Below are 23,309 nucleotides of genomic sequence, written 5' to 3'. Positions count from 1 at the left end.
TACCGAAGTGGTTTTATTCCGATGCAAGCATTGAGGAATTCTTTCCATGAAAGATCAAAGGGCATTCCTGTGAACGGAATGCCCTTTAAAGAAAAATGGGAGGCCGGTTACTTAAGTAACATCATCGATCTCGTCGTTACCTTATCTCTCATCATCAGGCGGGTAATATATACCCCGGACGAGACTGACTTGCCATTCTGGTCACGGCCGTCCCAAACCACCGAATGTCTCCCTGCCGGAAGTATTCCCGAGACCAGTTCACATATTTTCTGTCCCGCGACGTTATAGACGGCCAGATCGGCATACCCGGCTTCAGGCAGGGTAAAGTCGATCGTAGTGGCCGGATTGAACGGATTGGGATAATTGCCGGTTATGGAGAACTCCTCGGGCTGTGTTTCTTCCACCGAGGTGATCTTCTCGAATGTTTCAGGTTTGAAATCATAAATCACTATGTAATGGTTAAATACTCCGTACTGACTGCCTAAAGCCAGGTTGTTCTGTAAAGTATCCCATATGGCCCAGAGGTTATATGTAATTTTATTCCCGTCAAACGACCAACTGTAATTGTACGCATCCATTATCTGGAAAATGGGGGTTTCGATCGGAGCACCGGTAAGTTTGAATGGTTTCCGGCTGTAGAAATCATATATTTCCCCGCTTTTGGTACTCATGATAACCATGGTACGCTCTATATTGAAAAGGATCCAATCCCCATTCGGAGAATATTTGGGTAAAACGCAGAAGGGATATGAGCAAACAGCCTTCTGATCGACAAAGGTGATCTGTTCCGGCTCTCCTCCCTCGAACGGAATTTTCACCAGTTGACGGCTCTCGTTGATATATTTACTGGCGACAATATGCGAACCGTCCGGGCTGAATGTCGTTCCAATGTAAGGACTGCAGATTTTCGTCTGGTTCAGTATGTTTTGATTCCAGTTTTCATCCGTCAGAAAGCGGGTTTTTCCTGTCTGTGTATCATAGATCGCAGGAGCGCAGTGATGCTCGGCATTCGCCGGATCGTAATACGCACGGGGATCGATATTGATATAGCAGATATACCTGCCATCGGCGCTCCAGTCGTAATGTATTCCGTTCTTGACAACTTCCCGGTATTCATTCGTTGAAGGATTGAATGTCATGATGGAATACAGTCGATTCCTCGGACTGGAAAACGTCGAATCCGCATCCGAGTAAACATCGTAACTTCCCATGTCCTCATTTTCAAACACTATGGTGAACGATAATTCATTACCATCGGGAGTAAATTTAAGAGTCGTTTCATCAATGGTTTGTCCCCGGGAACCCTCAGGCAGCGGCTTGGTCTCCAGGTCAAAAATTTCAACCGGAGTACCGCCTTCCGAAGGAACGAGCCAGAGCTTTCTGTTCCTTCTTCCCAGAAAAACCATCCACTTTCCATCCGAGGACAGAATCGGGTTCCATTTTAAGTGATTCATCATGTAACCGACATTTTCGATCGGTGGGATGTATCCCCATGAATAGCCGTTATTGTCGATTACCTCAACCTTTTCGGATGGAATAAAATCCGCCGCGGCAGCGGTTGTGGCGAACAACATGATTGCAAGAAGAAAGAGATTCAATGCTTTCATTTCCTGTCTCCGTTTTTTGACGTATTATCGGGGAACGCTCCACCGACAATCAACAGTTCAAGATTTTCTCAGGTATTCATCCGGTGGAACTTCCCGTGATCCGTAGTCCTATCCGGTGAATCGCCGTTTAATCCCCGTCCCCAAAACGCGGAACCCTTTCCGCGGGCGATTCATGTTCATCCCTCATGTACCGGCAGCATACATGAGGATTCATCATTTAATGAGCATCATCCTCCTTGTGGCTGATAAGTTGCCCAACTGAAGATGAGAGATATATGTCCCGTTCGATACTGTCATTCCATAGTCATTCTTCCCGTTCCATACAATCGAGTATGTCCCCTGCTGCATCTCGCCTGCGACCAGCTCGCGGATTTTCTGTCCGAGCACGTTATAAACGGTCAGACGGGTGAATCCGCCGGAAGGGAGTGTAAACTGTATGGTTGTCGATGCGTTGAACGGATTGGGAAAATTTCCGGTCAGCGTAAAAGAATCCGGCGCTGTATCCGCTTCCGCCGAGGGGATTCTCAAAGCTTCCGAAGGAAGGGTGTTTTTGCACAGATAGAGTTTCTGTACCGGGCCGAGCCTGTCGGTGGTGGAGATGTAAAAACAAATCTTTTTACCATCGGAAGAGAATTTCCCGGAACACTGTGAGAGAGGTTCACCGGGGAATATTTCCCGGAGTGAGCCGCTCAGCGTGTTGAACGCTCCAAGAAAGGACCGTTCGGCCCGAATCCCGGTGAAGAGAATCCATTCCCCGTCCGGAGAACAATCGGTGACAATACGGGTTTGGACGGGATTGTCTTTCCCGGGGAACGTGAGTTGTTCGGGAGTTCCTCCCTCCCTGGGGATGCGGAAAATCTCAACGGAGCCGCCGGTGGATTCGCGTGAAAAATATATTTCCCGGTTTTGATCGGAAAAACAGGGTGAAAGAGCCGAACCGTTCATGATGACCCGGTCTTCCCCTGAGTTCAAATCCATGACATGAAGTTCCGGACTGGATTCCCTGACATACACGAAATACCGCCCGTCACGGCTCCATGAACCGGATCGGGTGTCCTCGGCGATAATACGTTTTTCTCCGGTTTCGATATTCACACATGCGATGATATGGAACGGGTCGTAGTCGGGGTATGATTTATTGTTGAGAAGGGAATCGTAAAGAAAATCGAAATCGGTTCCCTTTTCGCGGTCGAACACTTCGAGAGTGAACGCTATTTCACGCCCGTCCGGCGAGAAACTCAACGTTTCCAGACCGGCAAGAGTAAAATTGAATTTCGGCAGCCGGATATTTTGATAATTGTCGTATACCAGAACCGGCTCGCCGCCGCCGCACGGTATCATCCAGATGCCGTAACTCGGGTCCGAATAAGCGATATGGTTTCCGTCAGGAGACCATATGGGACACTTCTGGTTTCTGTCTGCCGCCTGGTATATGTCGCTCCATTTTCTCTCGTCCGGATTGTTCCTGTCGGCATCCCTGTAATTGTATGATATCTGCACAGTAACCGGTGTCGGAACATCGCTTTCGTTTTCACCAACCATGGCGGCCCCGAGCGGACTGACCGGCTCAAATCGGGTGAGTGACGTATGTGTGGAACCATCCGTGGTCCCGGAATCTCCGGAAATTACTGTATTATTTTCATGGTCGGCCGATATGATGTCATCACCGTTTTCACCGGGCTGATCGATGCTCCGGCCAATTGCGGTTATTCCGTCAGTGTTGTCCGCGCCGGTTTCGTTGTCGGTTACCGTTTCAGGGATTTTTTCCGGAATTTCATTTTCCCCGTCGGTTTCAGTCGTCTGCGGAAGCCGGAAAGCCGTTGCCGCATGAATATCGTCAGAAACGGTCGGTATTACGGCGCCGATGGTTTCAGTATCGGTCGGCGTGGCCCGTTCGATAACCGGCGTGTCCGTAACCGGATCGGAAACGGTTTTCGGCGGTGAATCCGCTGAACTTGCCGGTTTAAATGAAAAGTCTCCGGCAGATCGATCCGCTTCTGTGATTTTATCCGTACTTTTCTTCTTGTTTCTGCCTGAAATGTTACCGGAAGCAAAACTCTCGCTGACAAAACTTTTCCCCCGCAGCCCGATAAGGCCGGTCACGAAAGTGACCAGTGCACAGATACAGGAGATATACAGAACAATCCGCATCCCGGCTTTCAGCGAAAGCGTATGTGTTACATCGAGTATCCGCTCGATACGGCGTCTGAGGGATGAGGTAAAGGAAATGAATCCGACTCCGGTCGTCCGGATTTCATATCCCCGCGGATGATACCGCTTTGCCAGATGAGCGAGCCGACGGGCATACATCCGGCGATTATTGACCGAATTCATCACATAATCGTCGCATACAAAATCGCTTGTTTCGGTTATTTTCCGGGCAAGTATCCATAAAAGAGGCTGAAAGGGGATAATTATTTTGCTCGCTCGCGACAGATGATTCCATAACGGATCGTGCCGCTTCAAATGGGCAAGTTCGTGTAAAAACACTTCTCTTTCCGGCAGAGCACGCTCGTGTTTTCCCATGGGCAGAATTATGCGGGGTTTGAACAATCCCATGACGAACGGACTCGACGTATTGGGATTTTGCAGGACAATCGGGGTTTGAATACCAAGCTCGAAGGCTATCGATCCGCAGGTATCAAGGTAGGATTGTTTTGCCTCCACCGATGATTTCCGGAGATATACCAGGTAGAGATTTTCCAGTAAGAATTTGATGAGTAACAAAAACGACGCGGCTGACCACACCATCGTCATCAGAATATATACCGCGGCGCGCAATGCCTGACGGGAATCCATGCCGTGAACAGTTTTGCGGGATAACGGAGCAGGGGCGATATGCCGGGGAACAGCGGCAGTTTCTTTATGAGGAATGGATGTTTTTTCCCTGTTCCTGTCGAACACGGTCGATCCGATGCTCTCCTGTTTCAATGTGTTTACGGTCGCGTTCTCTTTTCTTTTTTCATAAACGATTGTGTCGGAGCTTTTCTTTCCGGGGATTTCGGAAGTTTTCTGTATGAGCCGTGTCCGCGGAGCAGGTATGGATTTCTTCGATACGTGAATCTGGGGAACATCGAATGTTACGCTTTTTATACCTGACCGGTGCAGAATGAACGACAGCGCCGGCGAGAGAAGCACGGCTGTCAGGAAGATGCGAAGAATGACCGATTGAACCGCCGCGCCCCTTTTTCTCATCGCATATGCAGCGAATAAACCAGTCGTGACGATGATGGTGGACTGAACAAAAAGGTTGGACCCGGTAACGACGGCGCCGTTGACGATATTTTGTAACCATTCAGGAAAGGGCATTCCCCACACGATTACTTATCCTTTTTTTCAAACATACGGAAGATTTTTTTCAGTTCTTCGACAGAAATATGTTCATGGCTGATCAGAGCCGATACGAGATTACTGACGGAACCCTGAAACATCTGATTGATGAAGTCACTGATTGCCTTCATTTTCACTCTGTTGTTATCGATCAGGGGGTAGTAAATATGCGTTCGATCCTCGACGGTAAACCCTATGGAACCTTTTTTCTCAAGACGTCTGAGGATAGTCTGAACATTTCTGTGATCTATCGGTTCAAACTCGTTTAATACGGTCGTTATTTCACGGGCTGTTGCACGCTTTTTCTCCCAAAGCACCTGCATGATTCTGACTTGAATCCGTCCCAGTTCTACATTAGTCATCCGATTATTCTCCTGTCCGCAAATACACACAGCGGTAAATCTATCTCTGTATGTATTTATTGTCAAGCCATTTTTTTTCAAATTATTTTTATGACTATTGATAATTGCTCATAACAATATTAATAATTATGTTATAATTTGTAAGAATATGGTGAAAAAGAATATTTTTTTTATGCCTCATCCTCCGAATCGGAGGCGTAATGGATTGTCCGTTCGCTGCCGGGAGCATGTAATACGGCGCTTCATGCCGATCCCTGACAGCGTGTATCACCGAATATTGTTTTTCTTAAAACATATTTATTGCTCCGGCGAATACAGAATGATACCGGAAGTAAAAAAACATGGATTCCCGCTTTCGCGGGAATGACGGCTTGGTGCGCAATTACACAGATTGTATCGAATCACCTTTATATGGCTCAATTTTCGAAATTTATTTCACTGTTTAATCACCGGAGCAATAACTGTTTATCGGAGGGGATTTTATGAATTGCCCCTCCCTGCGAAACGAATCACCATGAGTAATGACGGGGACAGCGGCAATGGGACAACACAGTATCTTCAATAAACCGTATATGCGGACGGCCGGCGCCGACCGGAGCAGCCGGTGCCTCTCCGATGACGGCACACTCGCCGGCATGACACCCGAAGCTCTCCGCGACCGGTTCCTCGAGGACCTGCTCGGGGAGTATCTGCCCTATCTGGAGCGGTATGCAGTCGATCATGAATACGGCGGATTCATGTGCAACGTCCGTCCCGACGGCACCCGTATCGATACGGTCAAGCGGGCATGGTACGAGGGACGGGGCATCTGGCTATACTCCTTTCTCTACAACAAGATCGAGGGAGAGAGACGGTTTCTCGAAATGGCGCGCAGGACGGTGGATTTTATCCTTGCGCTCAAACCGGAAGGAGATGTTTTCTGGCCCGCGACCTATACCCGTGAGGGCAAGCCGCTCTCGGAGGGCGAAATATACGGCGATCTCTTCATCGCGATGGGTCTTCAGGAATTCGCGAAAATACCCGGGAACGAACGGTACCGTAACGAGGCGAAAGCGATTCTCATGAAATGCCTCCGCATGTACGACCGTCCCGACTATCCGGGGAAACCGTTCCTGCCCGGCGGGCCGGACATCGTCGCTCCGCGCATGCTCGGCCACTGGATGTTGATGCTCCGGGTTTCCACCCAGTATCTCGAAGCGGGGCCTGACACAGATGTCGAAGGTGTGGCCGGACGATGCATCGATGCACTGCTCAACCACCACTATAATCCAGGATACGGACTCTTCAACGAGGTGCTCAACCATGATTTCAGCAGGACGGCCCCCGAAAATCCGTATTCACAGTGGTCGTACACCGGCCATGCCATCGAGGTTCTGTGGTTCATGCTCGACGAGGCGCTGCGCAGAAAGGACAGCGGTTTGTTCGATACCGCGGCGGACCTGTTCATGCGGCATGTCGAGATTGCCTGGGATGACGGATTCGGCGGAGTGTTCAGATCCCTCGACAATGTCATGAAAAATATCTGGACGCTCGATGTGGTGCTCCTGTTCCAGCTCGAAGCGCTCATCGGGTGTATGCTGCTGGTGGAACATACCGGCTCGCCGTGGTCGAAAACATGGTACTCGAAATTCTACCATTTCATCAGGGACAGATTCGAGCCGGTAAAGAGCGGTTTTTCCCCCTGGACATGCACCGGCGACAGGGCGGATACCCCGGCGGTGTTCAGCGCCCCACGCATCGGGAATTTCCACTATCCCCAGTGCCTCATCTACAACATCCTGTCGCTTGACCGGATGATACAGCGTGGAGGGATGGTATCGTCAGCCTTTGCATGACACCGAAACAATTAACCACGGAGACCTGCTGCGACGGTTCGCCAGCACGGCGAGCACGGAGGACACGGAGATAATAATCAATATTGAATGGATTATTCATACACCATATGGAACAGGGCTGAAACGTTTTACAGGAATCCCGCGGAGGATGTCATATGAAAAGAAACGTGGCATATTTTCTTGTGTTTGTGCTGTTTTTCGCTGTCCCGGCCCGGGCCGAGTGGCGTATGGACGAGTTCATGATCTTCCTCTTCGGAGCGAATAACCGTGCACCCGATGCCGAGCAGCGCATCAGGGCAATTGCCGATGCCGGCTTCAACATCATCGACGGCGACAGGGACAAGCTCGATCTCTGCAAAAAGTACGGTCTCAAGCTCCTCGTTCACGGGGTGAGTCCCGAAGATGCGCCCTCCACGGCAAAACATCCCGCGCTCTGGGGATACCATATCATCGACGAGCCGCTCCATAACCTGCCCGCGCTGCTCAAGCTTCACCGCGCCTACCGCGCGGCAGACCCCGATCATCTCGATTACTCCAATCTCATCTCCCTCGGCGGGGAGTATCTGAGCAGCTACATGGAAACCATTCAACCGAGAATCCTGAGCTACGACTACTACCAGTACTGGTGGGGCACCAACGGCCATTTCACGAAACTGGAGCTGTACCGTAAGGCAGCGCTCGATGCGGGAGTACCGCTCGTTGTCTTTTTCGAGGTCGACAGCAGCCCCGAAGCGCTGTGGGGGTCTGAATCGGGCAAAATTTCCTACCGTCCCGACAACCGCGAGCGAATCCGCGAGGGTGTCTATACGGCGCTTGCGTACGGCATAAAGGGCGTTGAATGGTTCTGGGCCGGTATGATGTTCAAGCCGGGGACATCGGAGCTCAACGAATGCGGGAAGGATGTCGCCGCCATCAACGCCGAGCTCAAAGTGCTCGGGCCGGTTCTCATGAAACTTCACTCGGTCGATGTGTTCCATACCGAGCCGCTGCCGCGGGACGCGAAGGCGATTCCGGAGGAGCACTGGATTCAGGTCTTCAGCCATGGTTATCCGGGGCTTGTGCTCGGCACATTCAAGGATGACAAGGAAATCGATTATGCCATGGTGTGCAACACCAACTGTGAGGGCAGACAGATCGTTGCGATGGAAATCCGCCGCAAATTCCCCGTGGCGAAAATCGAGAAATTCGACCGTAAGAACGGGACATGGATACCGCTCCCGATCACCGAGATACTGTCCGAAAAGAGCCGCAACAAGATCGCCCAGGCATACGATTTCTACATGTACTCCCAGAGAACCGGCGGCGACAATATCACCTATCGCGACATCAACGAACGGTGGACCGAAAAGGGCAGCGGCAAACAGCTTGTCGAATTCGAGCTCGCTCCGGGGGATGGAGAACTGTTCCGGATAACGAAAAACCTGGACTTCAAGACCATCCGCCAGGAAGGTAAAAACTACTGATAAAACTGGAGCTGGGTATATGAAAAGACGCTCGTTCATCGGCGCTTCCGCGGGAACCGCCGCAGTATGCGCCGGACTCGGCGGCTGTGAAGCGAAACCGCCGCAAACCTCCGGTAAAATGCCGCAGCATGAACTGTCGGTTCCCGGCAGCGACGGCAAACTGGCGGGATATACGCTCGAGGAACTCCGCGGCCTGTACCGCTATGACCTTTTCGACGATTTCCTGCCATTCCACGACAAATTCGTGGTGGATCACGAGTACGGCGGTTTCATGGTCACCGTCGACCGTGACGGCACCCGTCTGAGCACTGAGAAGCGGACATGGTATCTGGGGCGCGGCATCTGGGTCTACTCGTTTCTCTACAACAAGGTCGACAAAAACCAGAAATTTCTCGATATCGCCAGCAAAGCGGTTGATTTCACCCTCAAAAACAAGCCAAAGGGCGAATCCCGCTTCCCGGAAGCGTACTCGCGGGAGGGGAAGCCCCTTTCCGGGCCGGAAACCCGTGTCTACGGCGATCTGTTCGTTGCGAACGGCCTCTCCGAGTATTCGAAGGCTGTCGGCGATGACACATACTGGAACATGGCGAAGGACATCATGCTCCAATGCCTGAAGATATACGACAGCCCCGATTATCCTCCCGCCGGGAAGGATATTTTCGGCTGGGACCCGACCAAAACGAAGGACGCCGATGTACCTCTCGTTGTCCCCGCGCCGCGCATTCAGGGGCACTGGATGCTTCTCATGAGGCTCGGCACGCAGATGCTCGAGTTCAAAGCCGACCCCGAGGTGGAGGCGGTCATCGGGCGCTCGGTCGATGCCGTTCTCAACCACCACTACAGCCCGGAATTCAGGCTCGACAGCGAGGTGCTCAATCATGACATGACACGCCCCGCGGGAGACTGCGGGCAGTATGTCGACATGGGCCACTGCACGGAAACAAGCTGGATGATCATGTTCGAAGCGCTGCGCCGTAAAGACAAAACGCTTTTCGATACCGCTGCCGACCGGTTCCGCCGTCATGTCGAGGTCGCCTGGGACGATGTATACGGCGGCGCGCTCCACACGCTCGTCAACGTGGACAGGAACGAATGGTCGGTGTTCAAGGCGCAGTATCTCCATGCGGAAATCCTCATCGGCGCGCTCTGCATCATCGAGCACACCGGCGCCGGATGGGCGAAGGACCTGTTCGGGAAGACCTACACCTATGTCCGTGAGAAGTTCCCTCTCAAGCAGTACGGGTTCCCGCTGTGGATCGACTATGCCGACAGAAAGGTCACTTTCGAGCGTCACGCCAGCCGTGCGGAGAACTTTCATCACCCGCGGCACCTCATGCTCAATCTGCTCGCCATCGAGCGGATGATCGGGCGCGGCGGTAAAGTGTCGGATGTTTTCAGTGCATGATAACACTTTTATAGAGAACTTTTATGTTGAGAGGAGGATGCATACATGAACTGTTCATGGAAGACGGGTGTTTATGCCGCGCTGTTTATCCTTGTCACGACGGCGCTGTATGCCCAGAGCGGCGACCTCAAACTTCTGGACTGGCAGCCGAAAAGCCAGCTCGTGGTCAAGGAGACAACGATTCTCCGTCCCAAATTCCCGGTGATCGATATCCACAATCACCTCGGAAGGCTTAAAAACACCAAACAATATCTCGAGGAGATGGACAAAGCCGGAGTGGTGAAGTGCGTAAGCCTCGACGGACGGTCCGAGGGGGATTTCTACCGTGAACACCTTACCGTTTCACAGAGCGTGTCGAAAGAACGGTTCATCGTGTTTTTCTCCCCGGATTTCAGTAAGATCGACGAGCCGGACTTCGGCATCAAAGAGGCGGCAAAGCTCGAACACGCGGTCAAGCTCGGCGTACGCGGGATGAAAATTTTCAAAACGCTCGGTCTGACAATCAAAGACAAAAGCGGGAAGCTCGTGCCGGTGGACGATCCCCGTATCGACCCGTTGTGGGCAAAATGTGCCGAACTGGGTATCCCCGTCATGATCCATGTGAGCGATCCCAAGGCATTCTTTACCCCCGTGGACAAATACAACGAGCGGTATGACGAGTTAGGCGACCATCCGGACTGGTCGTTCTACGGCGATCAGTACCCCTCCAAGGAGGAGATTCTCGCCCAGCGGAACCGCGTATTCGCCCGTCACCCGAACACCATATTCATCGGCGCGCATGTGGGAACGCTCCCGGAGGAGCTGCACCAGGTCGGCATGTGGCTCGACAGCTACCCGAACTTCTATGTTGACATCTGCGCCCGGATCAGCGACCTCGGCCGTCAGCCGCGAACCGCCCGTAAATTCCTTATACAGTACCAGGACCGCATCCTGTTCGGCACCGACACACCCTGTGATGCCGAGGCATACCGGATTTACTACCGCTTTCTGGAAACGGACGACGAGTACTTCGACCCCGCGGGCGGGCATCATCGTCAGGGACGGTGGATGATTTACGGTGTCTATCTGCCCGATGATGTGCTCGAAAAGATTTACAACAAAAATGCGCTGAAAATTCTCGATATGTACAAGGGCCAGAAATGACGGTTGTTGGTGAATCATGCGGTCAGGCCGGTGATTTCGTGTGAAAACGATGCTCCGCGTCCCGGTGCGGGCGCTTGTCGAATTCACGCTCCGTTCGGGCGATATCGATCTGAGCTCTTTTGCCTCCTCGTATCCCGTGGAAGCCACACGTATCCACCAGAGAATCCAGCGGTCGCGGCAGAAGGAGTACATCGCCGAGGTTACCGTCTCCAGGCGTGTCGAAACCGATGAGTTCATCCTCGATATCGGCGGGCGGATCGACGGCGTCTATGTGTATCCCGACCGTGTCGTCATCGACGAGATAAAAACGACATCGGAGAGCTTCGAGACACTGGAGCGTGAAGAAAACCGTCTCCACTGGGGCCAGGCGAAGTGTTATGCCTTCATGTATGCCGAAGAGCACGATCTTCAATCCATCGATATACAGCTTACATACTGCCGGATCGATACGGGGACGATACATGAAATCCGCCGCTCGTTCGGGACGGATGAGCTCGGTGTCTTTTTCCGGGCGCTCGTTGCCGATTACCTTGCCTGGGCGGGAACCATCGCGGCATGGTGTGTCACCCGTGACGATTCCATACGGACGCTCGATTTCCCCTTTACGGCCTACCGCGCCGGGCAGCGCGCCATGGCGGCAGCGGTTTACCGGGCTGTCAGAGACAGCGGACAGCTCATCGTGCAGGCGCCCACGGGCATCGGCAAGACCATGGCGGCGCTCTTTCCCGCGGTCAAGTCCATTGCCGAAGGATTCACCTCGAAGATTTTTTACCTCACCGCCCGGACAACAGGAAAGACGGTTGCCGGGAAAGCGCTCGATGTCCTGCGTGAACGCGGCCTCAGGCTGAAATCCATCGACATCACCGCCAAGGAGAAAATCTGTTTCAGCCCCGGGAGCGCCTGTACCGGTGATGAATGCCCGTACGCCCGCGGTCATTTCGACCGCGTCAACGAAGCCCTCGCCGATGCCTTCACCCGTGATGCCCTGACCCGTGAGACAGTCATCGAGCTCGCCGGCAAGCACCGGGTATGTCCCTTCGAATTCTCTCTCGACTGCGCCCTCTGGCTTGACTGCATCATCTGCGACTACAATTACGCCTTTGATCCGCGGGTGTACCTGCGACGGTTTTTCTTCGAGGAGGGCGGTGACTATACATTCCTCGTGGACGAAGCCCACAACCTCGTCGACAGGGCGCGGGAGATGTTTTCGGCGGAACTGACCAAACAGCCATTCCTCGACCTGAAGCGGGCAGTCCGGCAAGATATCCCCCGTCTCGCCGCCCGTCTCGGAAGCATCAACACCCGTCTCGTCCGGGCGCGGAAACGGTGCGGGGAAGAAGGAAATCCGCTCGCCGATCACGAGCCCCCTGCCGACCTCTGTCAGCCGCTCAGGAAATTCGTCGCCGAAGCCGAATACTGGCTCAAACTCAACAGAAAAACGCCATTCCGTCAGGAGCTCATAAACCTGTTTTTTACGGTGACCGGTTTCCTCCGTGTTACGGAACGATACGATAAAAGCTATGCCACCTGTTATGAAAAAACCGGCAGCGATCTCACCGTGAAGCTCTTCTGCATGGACCCGTCCCCGCAGATGAGGGAAGCGCTCGGACGGTGCAGGTCGGCGGTCTTTTTTTCCGCAACCATGGTGCCGATGGAGTACTTCCGGACTGTTCTCGGGTGCAGCGATACGACGGATGAACTCATTCTTCCCTCGCCCTTCCCCAGCGAAAACCTCTGCCTGCTTATCGCCGACAGAATATCGACCCTCTACAGGAACCGTGACAGAACCATGTCCCCGGTGGCGGATATGCTGGTAACCCTCGTGCGCCAGCGGAAAGGCAACTACCTCATGTTTTTCCCCTCGTATGAGTATATGCTGAACGTCGCCGGGTTGTTCATCGAAAAAAACCCCGGCATTGACACCGTAATCCAGACACGGGGCATGTCGGAGGATGACCGTGACGCCTTCCTCGCGCGGTTCGGAGACGACAATGCCGAAACGCTCGCGGGTTTTGCGGTCTTGGGAGGAATATTCGGTGAAGGGATCGACCTCATCGGCGACCGTCTCACCGGCGCTGTCATAGTCGGTGTCGGGCTGCCCGGCATATCGATCGAGCGTGAGCTTATCCGTGATTATTTCAACGGCAATCTCGAAGCGGGTTTCGAGTTTTCGTACATGTATCCCGGCATAAACAAGGTACTGCAGGCGGCGGGCAGGGTGATCCGCTCCGAAACCGACCGCGGGGTCGTGCTCCTCATCGACGAGCGCTTCACGACTGCACGTTACCGGGAACTTCTGCCCCGTGAATGGCAGACGGTATGTGTGAAAAACGGTCAGGATATCCGTACAGCGCTCGAAACGTTCTGGAGCGGGCACTGTCCATGAAAACAGCCCGGTGAAGGCTATCCGGCATGTTCCAGCGCACTGAGGGTGTGACGTTACTCATACCGCTTCAGGTTTTCATGGAGCCGCTTGAGAAAAGCCTCGAAGCGGTCTCTCTCTTCCTGTGAAAAACCCTCATAGTATATCTCGGTCATCTCCCGTGAGATTTCCACATACAGTTTCTGAAACGATTTGTCTTTTTCGGTGCGCCAGATGAGAATTTTCCGGCGGTCTTCTTTCGAGGGCTCTCTGCGGAGGAATCCGTTCTTCTCCAGCCGGTCCAGCATGCTGGTCAGCGTCGATTTGCCCAGGGAGGTCTTTTTCGCCAGATCATGAATGGATATGCCATCGTTACTCCAGAGGACGAACATGATCCTTCCCTGAGCGGGATTGATCTCGTCGATGCCGTGTTCCTTGAGCATGCGTTTGAAAATCCGGCCCGACAGGTGATGGATTTTCGACATGAGAAAACCGCCCTGACGTTGCTTTTTCATGTCGTTTTCTTCAATTACCATTTCATCCCCCGATTTTCGCTGAACCCTCCCGCAAGCAGGGAATATAATATTTTCTCGCCGTTTATACTACCATCATGCGCCGAAAGTGATTTCAAATGCGCCGCAGCTTTTATGCCAGCCTTTCCCGAAGGACGGTACGACTCTCAAAACCTTATATTCCTCACCGTCGACGCCGTCATAATAAAACTGAATCCAGCTGTCCTCCCACAGCATGTGCCTTATTTCCGGGTCGTCGACTATTTCTATCGTTCCACCCAGCAATAAACCATGAATTTCTGAGAAGTTGCAGTAGTACAGACAGGCCTTCGGATTAACGGCGATCTGGCGCATTTTAGGGGAAGGCCTGTTTGTGGTCAGATAGACTAAAAAGTCGTCCCGGTGATGGTTGAAAAAATCGCTCAGCCGCGGAAACTGCCTCCTGTTGCGCAGGTTGCCCATGGCGCGAATCTGCGGATACCCGTGCTCATCGATGGTTGACACATACACGAGATCAGTGGATGCCATGAGTTCAAGGCAGACTTCCCTGATTGTCCGTTCGTTCATGATTCCTCCTCTTTTTAACCATAGCCGGTGTTATCTGAAAAAATACATTAACTACTTCATCATAGAAACTATTTCACCACGGAGACACGGAGAACACGGAGTAGGGATAATTCATGAATTACTCCTACAACGTTACATCGGTCAGGTACGAAAAACAAATCCGCGAAAATCTGTCCGATCCGCGTCAATCCGCGTTCTATTAATTCTTCGGAATAGTTGAGATTACATGGTTATATACAGAAGAATCAGGGATTGCGCTGAAACAGGCCCGCATCGAGCCCGTATCCGGTTGTTTTTTTCACGATGTTCATATATCGGAACGGTATATCCAGATCGAGCCCCTGACCTTTTTCGAGCTCTATCTGACCTGTTTTTTCGACATTATCCTCGATCCACGTTATTTCCGGGCCTGTGTCGCTCAGAGTGAAATCCGGTTTGCAGACTCCGGAATAGGATTGAAAATTACTGATAATGCAGTCATGGAGTCGATAGGTGTTCCTGTTTCCCTCGCTCCGCATCCATGCAAACCGGCAATTGGTGACGATATTGTGATGAAATTCAAAATCCTCGGCGGTCTGACAGAGCCAGACTCCCGATGTATAACCGCCGTCGACGATGCAGTGGGTCATGGAATTCCCTCTGCTCACATTGCCCCCGGCGTTCCAGAAGACCACGGCATTTGAGCAGCGATAGAACACGCAGTGATCCACTTTAAGGCTGTGACCGTTCGCCAATATCGCCACATTCGAGGCGATGACATGCTGGTCGCAGAGAAACATGCACTGGGATACGACGAGGTCTTCGAGGTCTTTCCCCTCGCGGAAAATCGGATAGTACAGGATTTTCGGAGCGGGGCTTCCCGTGAACCTGAGCCCCCGGATGGTGACATGGCTGGCCGCCACTTTCAAACCGGTCACTTCGATCATCTGATTCTTGTTGTTCGAGAATTCAGGGTATTCGGATGAAACGATTACCGGCATCGATTCGGCTTTCCAGCCGGGATCGCCGGGAAGAACAGCGGCTTCGACAATCAATCGCTCATTTTCGGAATATGCCCGTTTATTCCCGATTGTGGCAGGCTCCTCAAGCGAATATATTCCGGGGGCGATTTTGATGACGGACGAGCCGGGACCGGGGGCGCTGTCGATAATTTCAAGCGCCCGAGGGATTGTTTTCAACGGCAACTGCGGCGAACCCGGATTGGAATCTTTCCCGTGTCTGACATCGACATGGAGGACTTCCGCAAACACCGTGCTGCTGGCCAAAACGGCGATTAACAACAGTATCATGTGCCAGGTTGTATTCATGGTTTCCTCTCTCTGCATTCGGGTGTGGAATTGAGCGCGCTAAAAACAGTACCATATAAGATAGTTCTATATAGAACTATTGTCAAAGGAAATTTTTTTCGCGATCATTTTTTTCTTGACAAATAATGAAACTTTTTATACTTTATCTGAGAGTGTAAATAATTACAATGACCGGCGCGGTTTTACCGTGATTACACCATCAATCGCTCTATGAGTATCTGGTATGTCCGCTCGTCTTTCAGACCTTGAAGTCCTGGTGCTCGACTGCCAGGCAACCGGCGCAAATCCCGAAAAAGGGCATCTGCTCGAAATCGGCTGGGCGCCCTTTCGGGCCTCGGAAACGGGAAATGAAACGCCCTGTCCCGCCGAAAGCTGCCTCGTCGCGCTGCCCGATAATGCCGATATACCCCGTCAGGTAACCCGTATTACCGGCATCACCCGTACCGATCTTGTTTCGGCGGATACACCTGCCGGTGTATGGGAAAAACTTGACGCAGCCGCAGATACAGTGGCAAAAGACGGTGGTTTGAAAACATGCCCGACAGTCATCCATTTTGCACGGTTCGAGGAACCATTCCTGCGGCATCTTCACGGGCAGAATTCCGCTCATACTCCGTTTCCCCTCGATATAGTGTGTACGCACGAGCTTGTGATCCGTCTCCTTCCCTACCTGCCGCGCAGAGGACTCAGGGCGATTGCCGGTTATTTCGGCTATTCGGTCGCCGAGCTCCGGCGGTCTGCCGACCATGTTGACGCCACCGCGTTCATCTGGAAAAATCTGCTCGACCTGCTCGAGGACGAGCACGGTATAACCACACTCGATGAACTGCGCGAATGGCTGTCCAATACCGAAGCTTTTCCACGGTCGGGAAGATTCTATCCCATGAATCCCGGACTCAGGCTCGATGTACCCGATGTGCCGGGAGTATACCGGATGCTCCGCTCGAACGGCGATGTTCTCTATGTCGGTAAAGCGCGCTCGCTCAGGCGCCGTGTCAACAGCTATTTTCAGAAACGGAACGGCCACGGCGAACATATCCTCGAGATGCTGACACAGGCGGTAAACATCGATGTGACCGTCACCGCATCGGCCCTCGAAGCCGCAGTCCTCGAATCGGACGAAATAAAACGTCTCTCGCCCCCCTACAACATCTCGCTCCGTGACCGTGACCGGACAATCTGGTTCTCCTCGGACGACCTCGTGCAGTTCAGCGAACGGGCCGACGAATATCATCCTGTCGGGCCGCTGCCTGCGAAGGAATCACTGGCGCCGCTCGCACGGATTGCCGGGCTTGTCGAACACGGCGGTATGAACGGTCAGTTCGATGAACAGGCCTGCTCCGGGGCGCTCGGAATACCGGCCCCGTACATCCCGGATATCGATTGTTTCCGGTCGGGATTCGATATGTTTCTCCGCCGTCACAGCGATATGCTTTCGGAGAAGACCGGGATACAGGCGCTTTTTCGTCTCGGGGCGCACCTGTGGAGAGAACGGATCAGGGAATTATCTCCGGAAGAATCCGATGAAAACGGCACAGGCTCCGATATGGAAACAGCCGCCGCCGATGAAGGGATACCCGCCGAACAGCCATCATGGACATCGGAATCGACAGTGGATGCCCTCGAACATGTCATCATCCGCGGGGCGCATGCAGCCCGCCGCGCGCGGTGGTTCTGCCTGCTCTCTGAATCATCCCTTGCATGGGAAGCGGAAAACTCCGCACACCGCCGTAAAAACCTCGTCGTTTTCGAGAAAGGCTCGCTTATCTACCGAACGGATCTGGCCTCCGGGAAAGAAGCCCATATTCCTCCCGGGTACAAAAGGCAGTTTCAGGAACGCCGTCAGAGCTTCACTGTCGCAACCTACGACCGTATGCGCGTTGTGACCACCGAACTGCGCCGTCTTGTCGCCGGAAGCAGAAATATCGAGCTTCGCCTCGGTCCCTCATCGATACTGCACAACGAACACCTCGAACGGACGCTCGAATGGGTGTGAGACCACTTTTTCCCTTTTCCGTACATTCATAGAATATTATGCAGCCGGGTTTCCGAATAGATAAAAAAATAAGTGTATATTTTCATGTCCGGCATTGAAATGCCGTGCTGCTTTCGAGAAGTCCCTGACGAAACTCTTTCAAACCCGCGATGAGACAGATTAGTGACGGAGACATTTTTCGATAATTAAACGCAGGCTTATCTCCGGATAATTCATATATGTATGAATCTCTCGAAAACGGGATACTCCCGGTAAGGGTTTTCCCTTGTGTTTTTCAACACACGGCGTTTATTTACTGTATTCGTATCAGAGTTGTAATACTTACTGGTCATCATGACACCGGACAGTGTAATCATATCCTGTATTATTGATAATTTTTCAACCTTTTCACAAGGAGACAGGTGATGGGAAAGCATGGTTCATCATTCATTGGCATTACTTTCCTCGTAATGGCGCTCGTGTTCTGCGTTACAGCTCCGGCTTCGGGGCAAAAAGCTTCGGCGACTCCTCCCGATGACGGCAAGCTGAATATTATCGCTTTCGGTGCACATCCGGATGACTGCGAACTCAAAGCTGGCGGGGTGGCCATGCTCTGGGCCAAGCAGGGGCATCATGTCAAATTCGTATCGGTGACAAACGGCGATATAGGTCACTGGAAAATGGCTGGCGGCCCCCTTGCGCAGCGACGCGCCGACGAAGTACACAAGGCGGCGGAGATGTTCGGCATCGTGACCGAAGTGCTCGATAACCACGACGGCGAGCTCATGCCGACTCTGGAAAACCGCAAGATCATCACCCGTCTCATCCGTGAGTGGAAAGCGGATATCGTGCTGGCGCCCCGCACGAACGATTATCATCCCGATCACCGGTATACGGGGATTCTTGTCCAGGATGCCGCGTTCATGGTCACCGTACCCTTTTTCTGCCCGGATACGCCGCACCTGACCAAAAATCCCGTGTTCATGTATTTCTCTGACGGCTTCCAGAAGCCTGCTCCCTTCAAGCCCGACATCGTGGTTTCTACCGATGATGTCATCGATACGAAGCTCGCGGCGCTTGCCCAGATGGAATCTCAGTTTGTCGAAGCCGGTGTCAGCGGAAACGAATCAATGATTCCGAAAAACGAAACGGAACGTGCGGCGGCATATAAACGTGTCAGCGACGGCTTCAGACGGGGATTTGTAAGAACAGCCGATCAGTACCGTGACTTGCTGACCAAACTGTACGGCGAGGAAAAGGGAAAGAATGTGAAGACCGCGGAAGCCTTCGAGGTCTGCGAATATGGACGCCGTCCCTCGGAGCAGGACCTGAAAAAGCTCTTCCCGTTTTTCGGGCAATAATGTCCGGAAGGCGGAGCATGTTTTCTTGACCTTTCCCACGGATTAATTTAAACCATTGACCGTTCCAGCAACAGGTTATCCACATACTCATACGAAACAATGAAAGGAACCGTTCATGACTCGACAACCTTCACGACGAACATTCCTGAAAACGGCTGCAGCAGCGGCAGGCGCTTTCTCTCTCGGCGGGCTGATCCCCTCAACGGTCTCAGGCGCCAACGACCGTATCAATTTTGGTGTTATCGGAGTAGGAGGCATGGGCTCGGGCCATGTCAACAGTCTCGTGGGGCGCAGCGCCGATGATAATATACAGGTTATCGGAATATCCGACTGCTATCAGCGCAGAATCAACAAAGCTGTTGGCATATGCAAGGAAAAGGGCTTCAATACCGAAGGGTATCTCGACTACCGCAAGCTCCTCGACCGCAAGGATATCGACGCCGTTCTCATAGCGACTCCCGACCACTGGCATTCGAAGATATCCATTGAAGCCATGGAATCCGGCAAGCATGTCTACTGCGAAAAACCCATGACCCTGACCGTCGAGCAGGCAATCGAGGTCCGCAATGCCGTGAAACGGCTCGGGAAGAAACTCCAGGTCGGCCCGAACTACACGGCGGACGATCAGTTCTGGAAAGCCCGCGATGTCATCAAGGACGGCCGTGTCGGCAAGGTCACCTGGGCGCAGGGAACCTACAACCGTAATCCGAAGTCCGACGGCGCGTTCGGGGCGCTCGGTACCATCAACGAAGCCGCAGGTCCCTACGAAAAGGGAGACAATTTCATCGACTGGGATCAGTGGCTCGGGTGGAAGTATAACCTTGCCCCGAAAATCCCCTGGAATCCCGATCATTTCTTCAGGTTCCGCCGGTATTTCCGGTACAACGGCGGCGTGGCGACCGATCTGCTCTATCACCGTCTCGCACCGCTGCTCATTTCGCTTGCCGGCGAAAACGGCGAGTATCCGCGGCGGGTCAACGCGAGCGGGGGCCTCTATATCAAGAAGGATGGCAGGGATGTTCCCGATGTATTCATGATGACCGTCGACTACCCCAGCGAATACACCGTGTTCCTTGAAAGCGTGCTCACCAACGATACGCAGATACCGACACGGATTTACGGGCAGTATGGCACCATCGAATTCAACGGTATGCCCGTCATGGAGGGGAACGGCTCGTATGTCAAGGAGTTCAGGGATTTGAACGGCGGCTACGATAAAGTTACCGTACACGCCGAAAACACCCGTGACCTCGAGGGCAATTTCATCGACGCCATCCGTAAGGACGAAAAGCTCTTCTGCAATGTCGACCTCGGCTGTACGACCATGGTGGCGATCAAGATGGCTGTCGAATCGTACCGTCAGAACAAGACCTTCCTCTGGGATGCTCAAAAAGAGACGGTGATTCCGGGATAACCGGTTCAATAAGCCGGTGAGAAACCATATCCGGTGGAAATCATTTGAGGGCGGGATTCTACCGAAAACGGGTTTGCCGTGAAACGCAGGCCCGTTTTTGTATTGCATTTTACTGTAAATAAGAGTATTATATGGGAAATTTTCTCCACTCTTTACCACTGTCAGTTACGTTTTACAGCGTGCGTAAAAAATATTTTCGTGATTAATCAAATTTTTAAATGAATATCGATCACTTTTACGTTGTATATGTAGACGGAACGCGGTAGAAGTGATTATTCAGCAGAACGTCGAAAGAAAACGAAAGTTGGAATTTAGAGAACCGAAAAATCTGATAAATTCAGAAAACCAATAACTCGTAACATGCGAGGCACAGACGCCGTGAATACAGACGCCCTTGTAATCGACGATGTATCGAAGAATTTCGATGGTGTCAAGGCAGTGAAAAATCTGAGCGCGCGGCTGCCGTCAGGCTGCATATACGGTTTTATCGGCCCGAACGGCGCAGGGAAAACGACCACCATCAGGATGATCATGAATATCATACGCCCCGACAGCGGCAGTATTTCGATTCTGGGAGAGTCCGTATTCGACCGTATCCGGGACAGAATCGGATACCTGCCCGAAGAACGGGGTTTATACCGCAAAATGACCGTGAAAAACGTCCTCTCCTATATCGGCAGCATCAAAGGAATGAACGAAAACAGTCTTCGGCAGGCAATACCTTACTGGCTCGGGAAAATGGATCTCGCCCGGTGGGCCGATAAAAAAGTGAACGATCTGTCACGGGGTATGCAGCAGAAACTTCAGGTCATTGCCACAGTGATCAACAATCCCGACCTCGTGATTTTCGATGAGCCGTTTTCCGGGCTCGATCCGATAAACCTCGAACTCGTCAAGGGTATCATGCTCTCGATTCGCGAATCGGGCAAGACTGTTATCTTTTCGACGCACATGATGGAACATGCCGAGAAGCTGTGCGATTATATCCTGCTCATCAACAAGGGTGAAAAAGTCATCGACGGCACACTCGATGAAATCCGCTCACGATATACTTCCAATATCGTAAGCCTCGAAATCGAGGGAGACACATCCTTTATCGGCAGTCTTCCAATGGTCATGAAAACCATGCCGGCCGGCAGACGTATCGAAGTCGTTCTCAGGGAACAGACCGATCACCAGGACTTTCTCCGCACGCTCATGGAAAGAACACGTGTCCGTGCATTCGAGATAAAAGTTCCTTCGCTCCATGAAATTTTCATTCACCTTGTGGGGAACAGCCATGAACAGAATTCTTAAAGTAGCACAGCGGGAGTATATCGAAACGGTCAAGACCAGGACTTTCCTGATAGGTATATTGTTCACGTTTGTGCTGATGGGGCTTACTTTTCTCGTATCGATAAAGCTTCAGGAGAAAAGCAGGTCTGGCGCTCTTCCCGACAGGCATATCGTGGCGCTCAATAGTTCACCCGGGATTTCCGAACAGCTCGAAACCGTGTTTAGCGGTTATAATGCCTCGCATCCACAGCGAAAGCTGCTCTTTGAACAGGAAATTGTCAGGGATCAGACTATCGAATCAAGGACCGAAAATCTCAAGAGAAGCGTGCTCGACGGTAAAATCGACGGTTATGTCATCATCGACGGGAATGTTATCGAGGGCGACGGCGGAGTCCGGTTTTATTGCGTGAAGGTTACTGATTTCGAGCTGTTTTCCAACGTGCAGCGTCTTGTCAACGATGCGGTGTTCAACAGCCGTCTGCGCCTCAATAATCTGTCCCCCGAGCTGATCGGGAAACTGCGTCGGTGGGTGCCTGTGGAACAGATCAATCTCCGGGCGAAAACTGAAAAGAAGCAGAACGAGTTCGTTGCCCTCATGATGCCGTTCTTTTTCATGTTCCTCATGTTCATGGGAATTGTAACGACGAGCCAGGGTCTGCTCATGAGCGTAATCGAGGAGAAATCGTCACGGGTGATCGAGATTCTCCTTGCCTCGGTAAGCTCGTTCCAGCTCATGACGGGCAAGATACTCGGACAGTCGGGCGTAGGGCTGACGCTCGTCAGTATCTACGCGGTCACCGCTTTTGTCACGGCTCATATCCGCGGTTTGAATATCATGATGAGTCCCGGCATATTTTTATATTTCATTCTGTTCTACATACTGGGTTTCCTGCTTGTTTCATCGATACTCGCGGCGATCGGCTCCGCCTGCAACGATATCAAGGAAGCGCAGAGTCTGATGGGGCCTGTGACAATCACGCTCATTGTCCCGATGGTTGCCTGGTTTTACATTGTCCAGAGGCCGGAAGGCATGCTGGCGGTTGTGCTCTCGTTCATTCCGATCACGACACCGATGGTCATGATTCTCCGCATGGCGGTCCGCCCCGATCTTCCGATGATTCAGATAATCGGGTCCATAGCGCTTCTCGCGCTCTCAGTCCCCGCGGTAATGTGGGCGGCATCGAAGGTTTTCCGCACCGGCATCCTCATGTACGGCAAACAGCCGAGCATAAAGGAGCTTTTCCGCTGGGTGCGCTCGGAGTAAGTGCAGGTTTTACCTTGACATGTGTGTTTCATGAATAGACGAGGGGTGGTGCAGACTTCAGGCAGCCACCCCTTGTCATGTATGTCATACCACGTTGCTATTGAATAAGTCAAGCCTTACAAATTAT

At 52.4% G+C, this 23,309-nt stretch carries 16 protein-coding genes; 10 read left to right on the top strand and 6 right to left on the bottom strand.

Features of this window, described 5'->3' with window-relative positions; all coding sequences use genetic code 11:
- Positions 1-107: 107 nt before the first annotated feature.
- The 3 genes from LLG96_13650 to LLG96_13640 all read right to left on the bottom strand — a co-directional run bounded on the left by LLG96_13650 (position 108) and on the right by LLG96_13640 (position 5,299).
- Positions 108-1,607, bottom strand: a complete 1,500-nt coding sequence (locus LLG96_13650) for a T9SS type A sorting domain-containing protein (GenBank protein MCE5251256.1) — start codon at positions 1,605-1,607, stop codon at positions 108-110.
- 213 nt (positions 1,608-1,820) lie between these two features.
- Complete coding sequence (locus LLG96_13645; protein MCE5251255.1) at positions 1,821-4,916, bottom strand: T9SS type A sorting domain-containing protein; 3,096 nt, start codon at positions 4,914-4,916, stop codon at positions 1,821-1,823.
- 11 nt (positions 4,917-4,927) lie between these two features.
- Positions 4,928-5,299 carry a BlaI/MecI/CopY family transcriptional regulator gene (locus tag LLG96_13640; protein ID MCE5251254.1) on the bottom strand — a complete coding sequence of 124 codons (372 nt, stop codon included), beginning with the start codon at positions 5,297-5,299 and terminating at the stop codon, positions 4,928-4,930.
- Positions 5,300-5,838: 539 nt separating this feature from the next.
- On the opposite strand from LLG96_13640, the gene LLG96_13635 reads away from it, so the two are divergent.
- From LLG96_13635 to LLG96_13615, 5 genes are all read left to right on the top strand, one after another.
- Positions 5,839-7,134 (top strand): AGE family epimerase/isomerase, encoded by a 1,296-nt coding sequence (locus LLG96_13635; protein ID MCE5251253.1) that lies wholly within the window; start codon positions 5,839-5,841, stop codon positions 7,132-7,134.
- 155 nt (positions 7,135-7,289) lie between these two features.
- Complete coding sequence (locus LLG96_13630; GenBank protein ID MCE5251252.1) at positions 7,290-8,597, top strand: hypothetical protein; 1,308 nt, start codon at positions 7,290-7,292, stop codon at positions 8,595-8,597.
- 19 nt (positions 8,598-8,616) lie between these two features.
- Entirely contained in the window at positions 8,617-10,002 is a 1,386-nt protein-coding gene (locus LLG96_13625) for an AGE family epimerase/isomerase (GenBank protein ID MCE5251251.1), read from the top strand.
- Positions 10,003-10,047: 45 nt separating this feature from the next.
- Positions 10,048-11,145: an amidohydrolase gene (locus LLG96_13620; protein MCE5251250.1), complete on the top strand. Its 1,098-nt coding sequence runs from the start codon at positions 10,048-10,050 to the stop codon at positions 11,143-11,145.
- Positions 11,146-11,194: 49 nt separating this feature from the next.
- Positions 11,195-13,531: an ATP-dependent DNA helicase gene (locus LLG96_13615; protein ID MCE5251249.1), complete on the top strand. Its 2,337-nt coding sequence runs from the start codon at positions 11,195-11,197 to the stop codon at positions 13,529-13,531.
- Positions 13,532-13,584: 53 nt separating this feature from the next.
- Here LLG96_13615 and LLG96_13610 read toward each other — a convergent pair whose 3' ends face one another.
- From LLG96_13610 to LLG96_13600, 3 genes are all read right to left on the bottom strand, one after another.
- A complete protein-coding gene (locus LLG96_13610) occupies positions 13,585-14,043 on the bottom strand; it encodes a MarR family transcriptional regulator (GenBank protein MCE5251248.1) in 459 nt (152 codons plus the stop codon).
- Positions 14,044-14,115: 72 nt separating this feature from the next.
- Positions 14,116-14,586 carry a pyridoxamine 5'-phosphate oxidase family protein gene (locus LLG96_13605; protein ID MCE5251247.1) on the bottom strand — a complete coding sequence of 157 codons (471 nt, stop codon included), beginning with the start codon at positions 14,584-14,586 and terminating at the stop codon, positions 14,116-14,118.
- 245 nt (positions 14,587-14,831) lie between these two features.
- Positions 14,832-15,893 (bottom strand): DUF1565 domain-containing protein, encoded by a 1,062-nt coding sequence (locus LLG96_13600; GenBank protein ID MCE5251246.1) that lies wholly within the window; start codon positions 15,891-15,893, stop codon positions 14,832-14,834.
- Positions 15,894-16,116: 223 nt separating this feature from the next.
- Between LLG96_13600 and LLG96_13595 the strand changes: the two genes are divergently transcribed.
- The 5 genes from LLG96_13595 to LLG96_13575 all read left to right on the top strand — a co-directional run bounded on the left by LLG96_13595 (position 16,117) and on the right by LLG96_13575 (position 23,182).
- Positions 16,117-17,889: a GIY-YIG nuclease family protein gene (locus LLG96_13595; GenBank protein ID MCE5251245.1), complete on the top strand. Its 1,773-nt coding sequence runs from the start codon at positions 16,117-16,119 to the stop codon at positions 17,887-17,889.
- Positions 17,890-18,293: 404 nt separating this feature from the next.
- Positions 18,294-19,229: a PIG-L family deacetylase gene (locus LLG96_13590; GenBank protein ID MCE5251244.1), complete on the top strand. Its 936-nt coding sequence runs from the start codon at positions 18,294-18,296 to the stop codon at positions 19,227-19,229.
- 115 nt (positions 19,230-19,344) lie between these two features.
- The gene (locus tag LLG96_13585; protein MCE5251243.1) at positions 19,345-20,643 is read left to right on the top strand and encodes a Gfo/Idh/MocA family oxidoreductase; all 1,299 of its coding nucleotides are present in this window, start codon (positions 19,345-19,347) and stop codon (positions 20,641-20,643) included.
- Positions 20,644-21,021: 378 nt separating this feature from the next.
- Positions 21,022-21,939 (top strand): ATP-binding cassette domain-containing protein, encoded by a 918-nt coding sequence (locus LLG96_13580; protein MCE5251242.1) that lies wholly within the window; start codon positions 21,022-21,024, stop codon positions 21,937-21,939.
- Entirely contained in the window at positions 21,923-23,182 is a 1,260-nt protein-coding gene (locus tag LLG96_13575) for an ABC transporter permease (protein MCE5251241.1), read from the top strand. Before LLG96_13580 ends, LLG96_13575 begins: the two co-directional genes overlap by 17 nt.
- The last annotated feature ends 127 nt before the right edge of the window (positions 23,183-23,309 follow it).

The organism is bacterium, assembly GCA_021372535.1.
Taxonomy (GTDB): Bacteria; Latescibacterota; Latescibacteria; order Latescibacterales; family Latescibacteraceae; genus JAFGMP01.
This window is presented reverse-complemented; position numbering and strand designations above follow the sequence as displayed.

Bases quoted from the DNA above. Each gene is read 5' to 3' on its own strand.
- LLG96_13640 (MCE5251254.1), bottom strand. From the start codon at position 5,299: ATGACTAATGTAGAACTGGGACGGATTCAAGTCAGAATCATGCAGGTG.
- LLG96_13625 (MCE5251251.1), top strand. From the start codon at position 8,617: ATGAAAAGACGCTCGTTCATCGGCGCTTCCGCGGGAACCGCCGCAGTA.
- LLG96_13615 (MCE5251249.1), top strand. From the start codon at position 11,195: ATGCTCCGCGTCCCGGTGCGGGCGCTTGTCGAATTCACGCTCCGTTCG.
- LLG96_13610 (MCE5251248.1), bottom strand. From the start codon at position 14,043: ATGGTAATTGAAGAAAACGACATGAAAAAGCAACGTCAGGGCGGTTTT.
- LLG96_13645 (MCE5251255.1), bottom strand. From the start codon at position 4,916: ATGCCCTTTCCTGAATGGTTACAAAATATCGTCAACGGCGCCGTCGTT.
- LLG96_13650 (MCE5251256.1), bottom strand. From the start codon at position 1,607: ATGAAAGCATTGAATCTCTTTCTTCTTGCAATCATGTTGTTCGCCACA.
- LLG96_13630 (MCE5251252.1), top strand. From the start codon at position 7,290: ATGAAAAGAAACGTGGCATATTTTCTTGTGTTTGTGCTGTTTTTCGCT.
- LLG96_13595 (MCE5251245.1), top strand. From the start codon at position 16,117: ATGTCCGCTCGTCTTTCAGACCTTGAAGTCCTGGTGCTCGACTGCCAG.
- LLG96_13635 (MCE5251253.1), top strand. From the start codon at position 5,839: ATGGGACAACACAGTATCTTCAATAAACCGTATATGCGGACGGCCGGC.
- LLG96_13590 (MCE5251244.1), top strand. From the start codon at position 18,294: ATGGGAAAGCATGGTTCATCATTCATTGGCATTACTTTCCTCGTAATG.
- LLG96_13620 (MCE5251250.1), top strand. From the start codon at position 10,048: ATGAACTGTTCATGGAAGACGGGTGTTTATGCCGCGCTGTTTATCCTT.
- LLG96_13575 (MCE5251241.1), top strand. From the start codon at position 21,923: ATGAACAGAATTCTTAAAGTAGCACAGCGGGAGTATATCGAAACGGTC.
- LLG96_13600 (MCE5251246.1), bottom strand. From the start codon at position 15,893: ATGAATACAACCTGGCACATGATACTGTTGTTAATCGCCGTTTTGGCC.
- LLG96_13605 (MCE5251247.1), bottom strand. From the start codon at position 14,586: ATGAACGAACGGACAATCAGGGAAGTCTGCCTTGAACTCATGGCATCC.
- LLG96_13585 (MCE5251243.1), top strand. From the start codon at position 19,345: ATGACTCGACAACCTTCACGACGAACATTCCTGAAAACGGCTGCAGCA.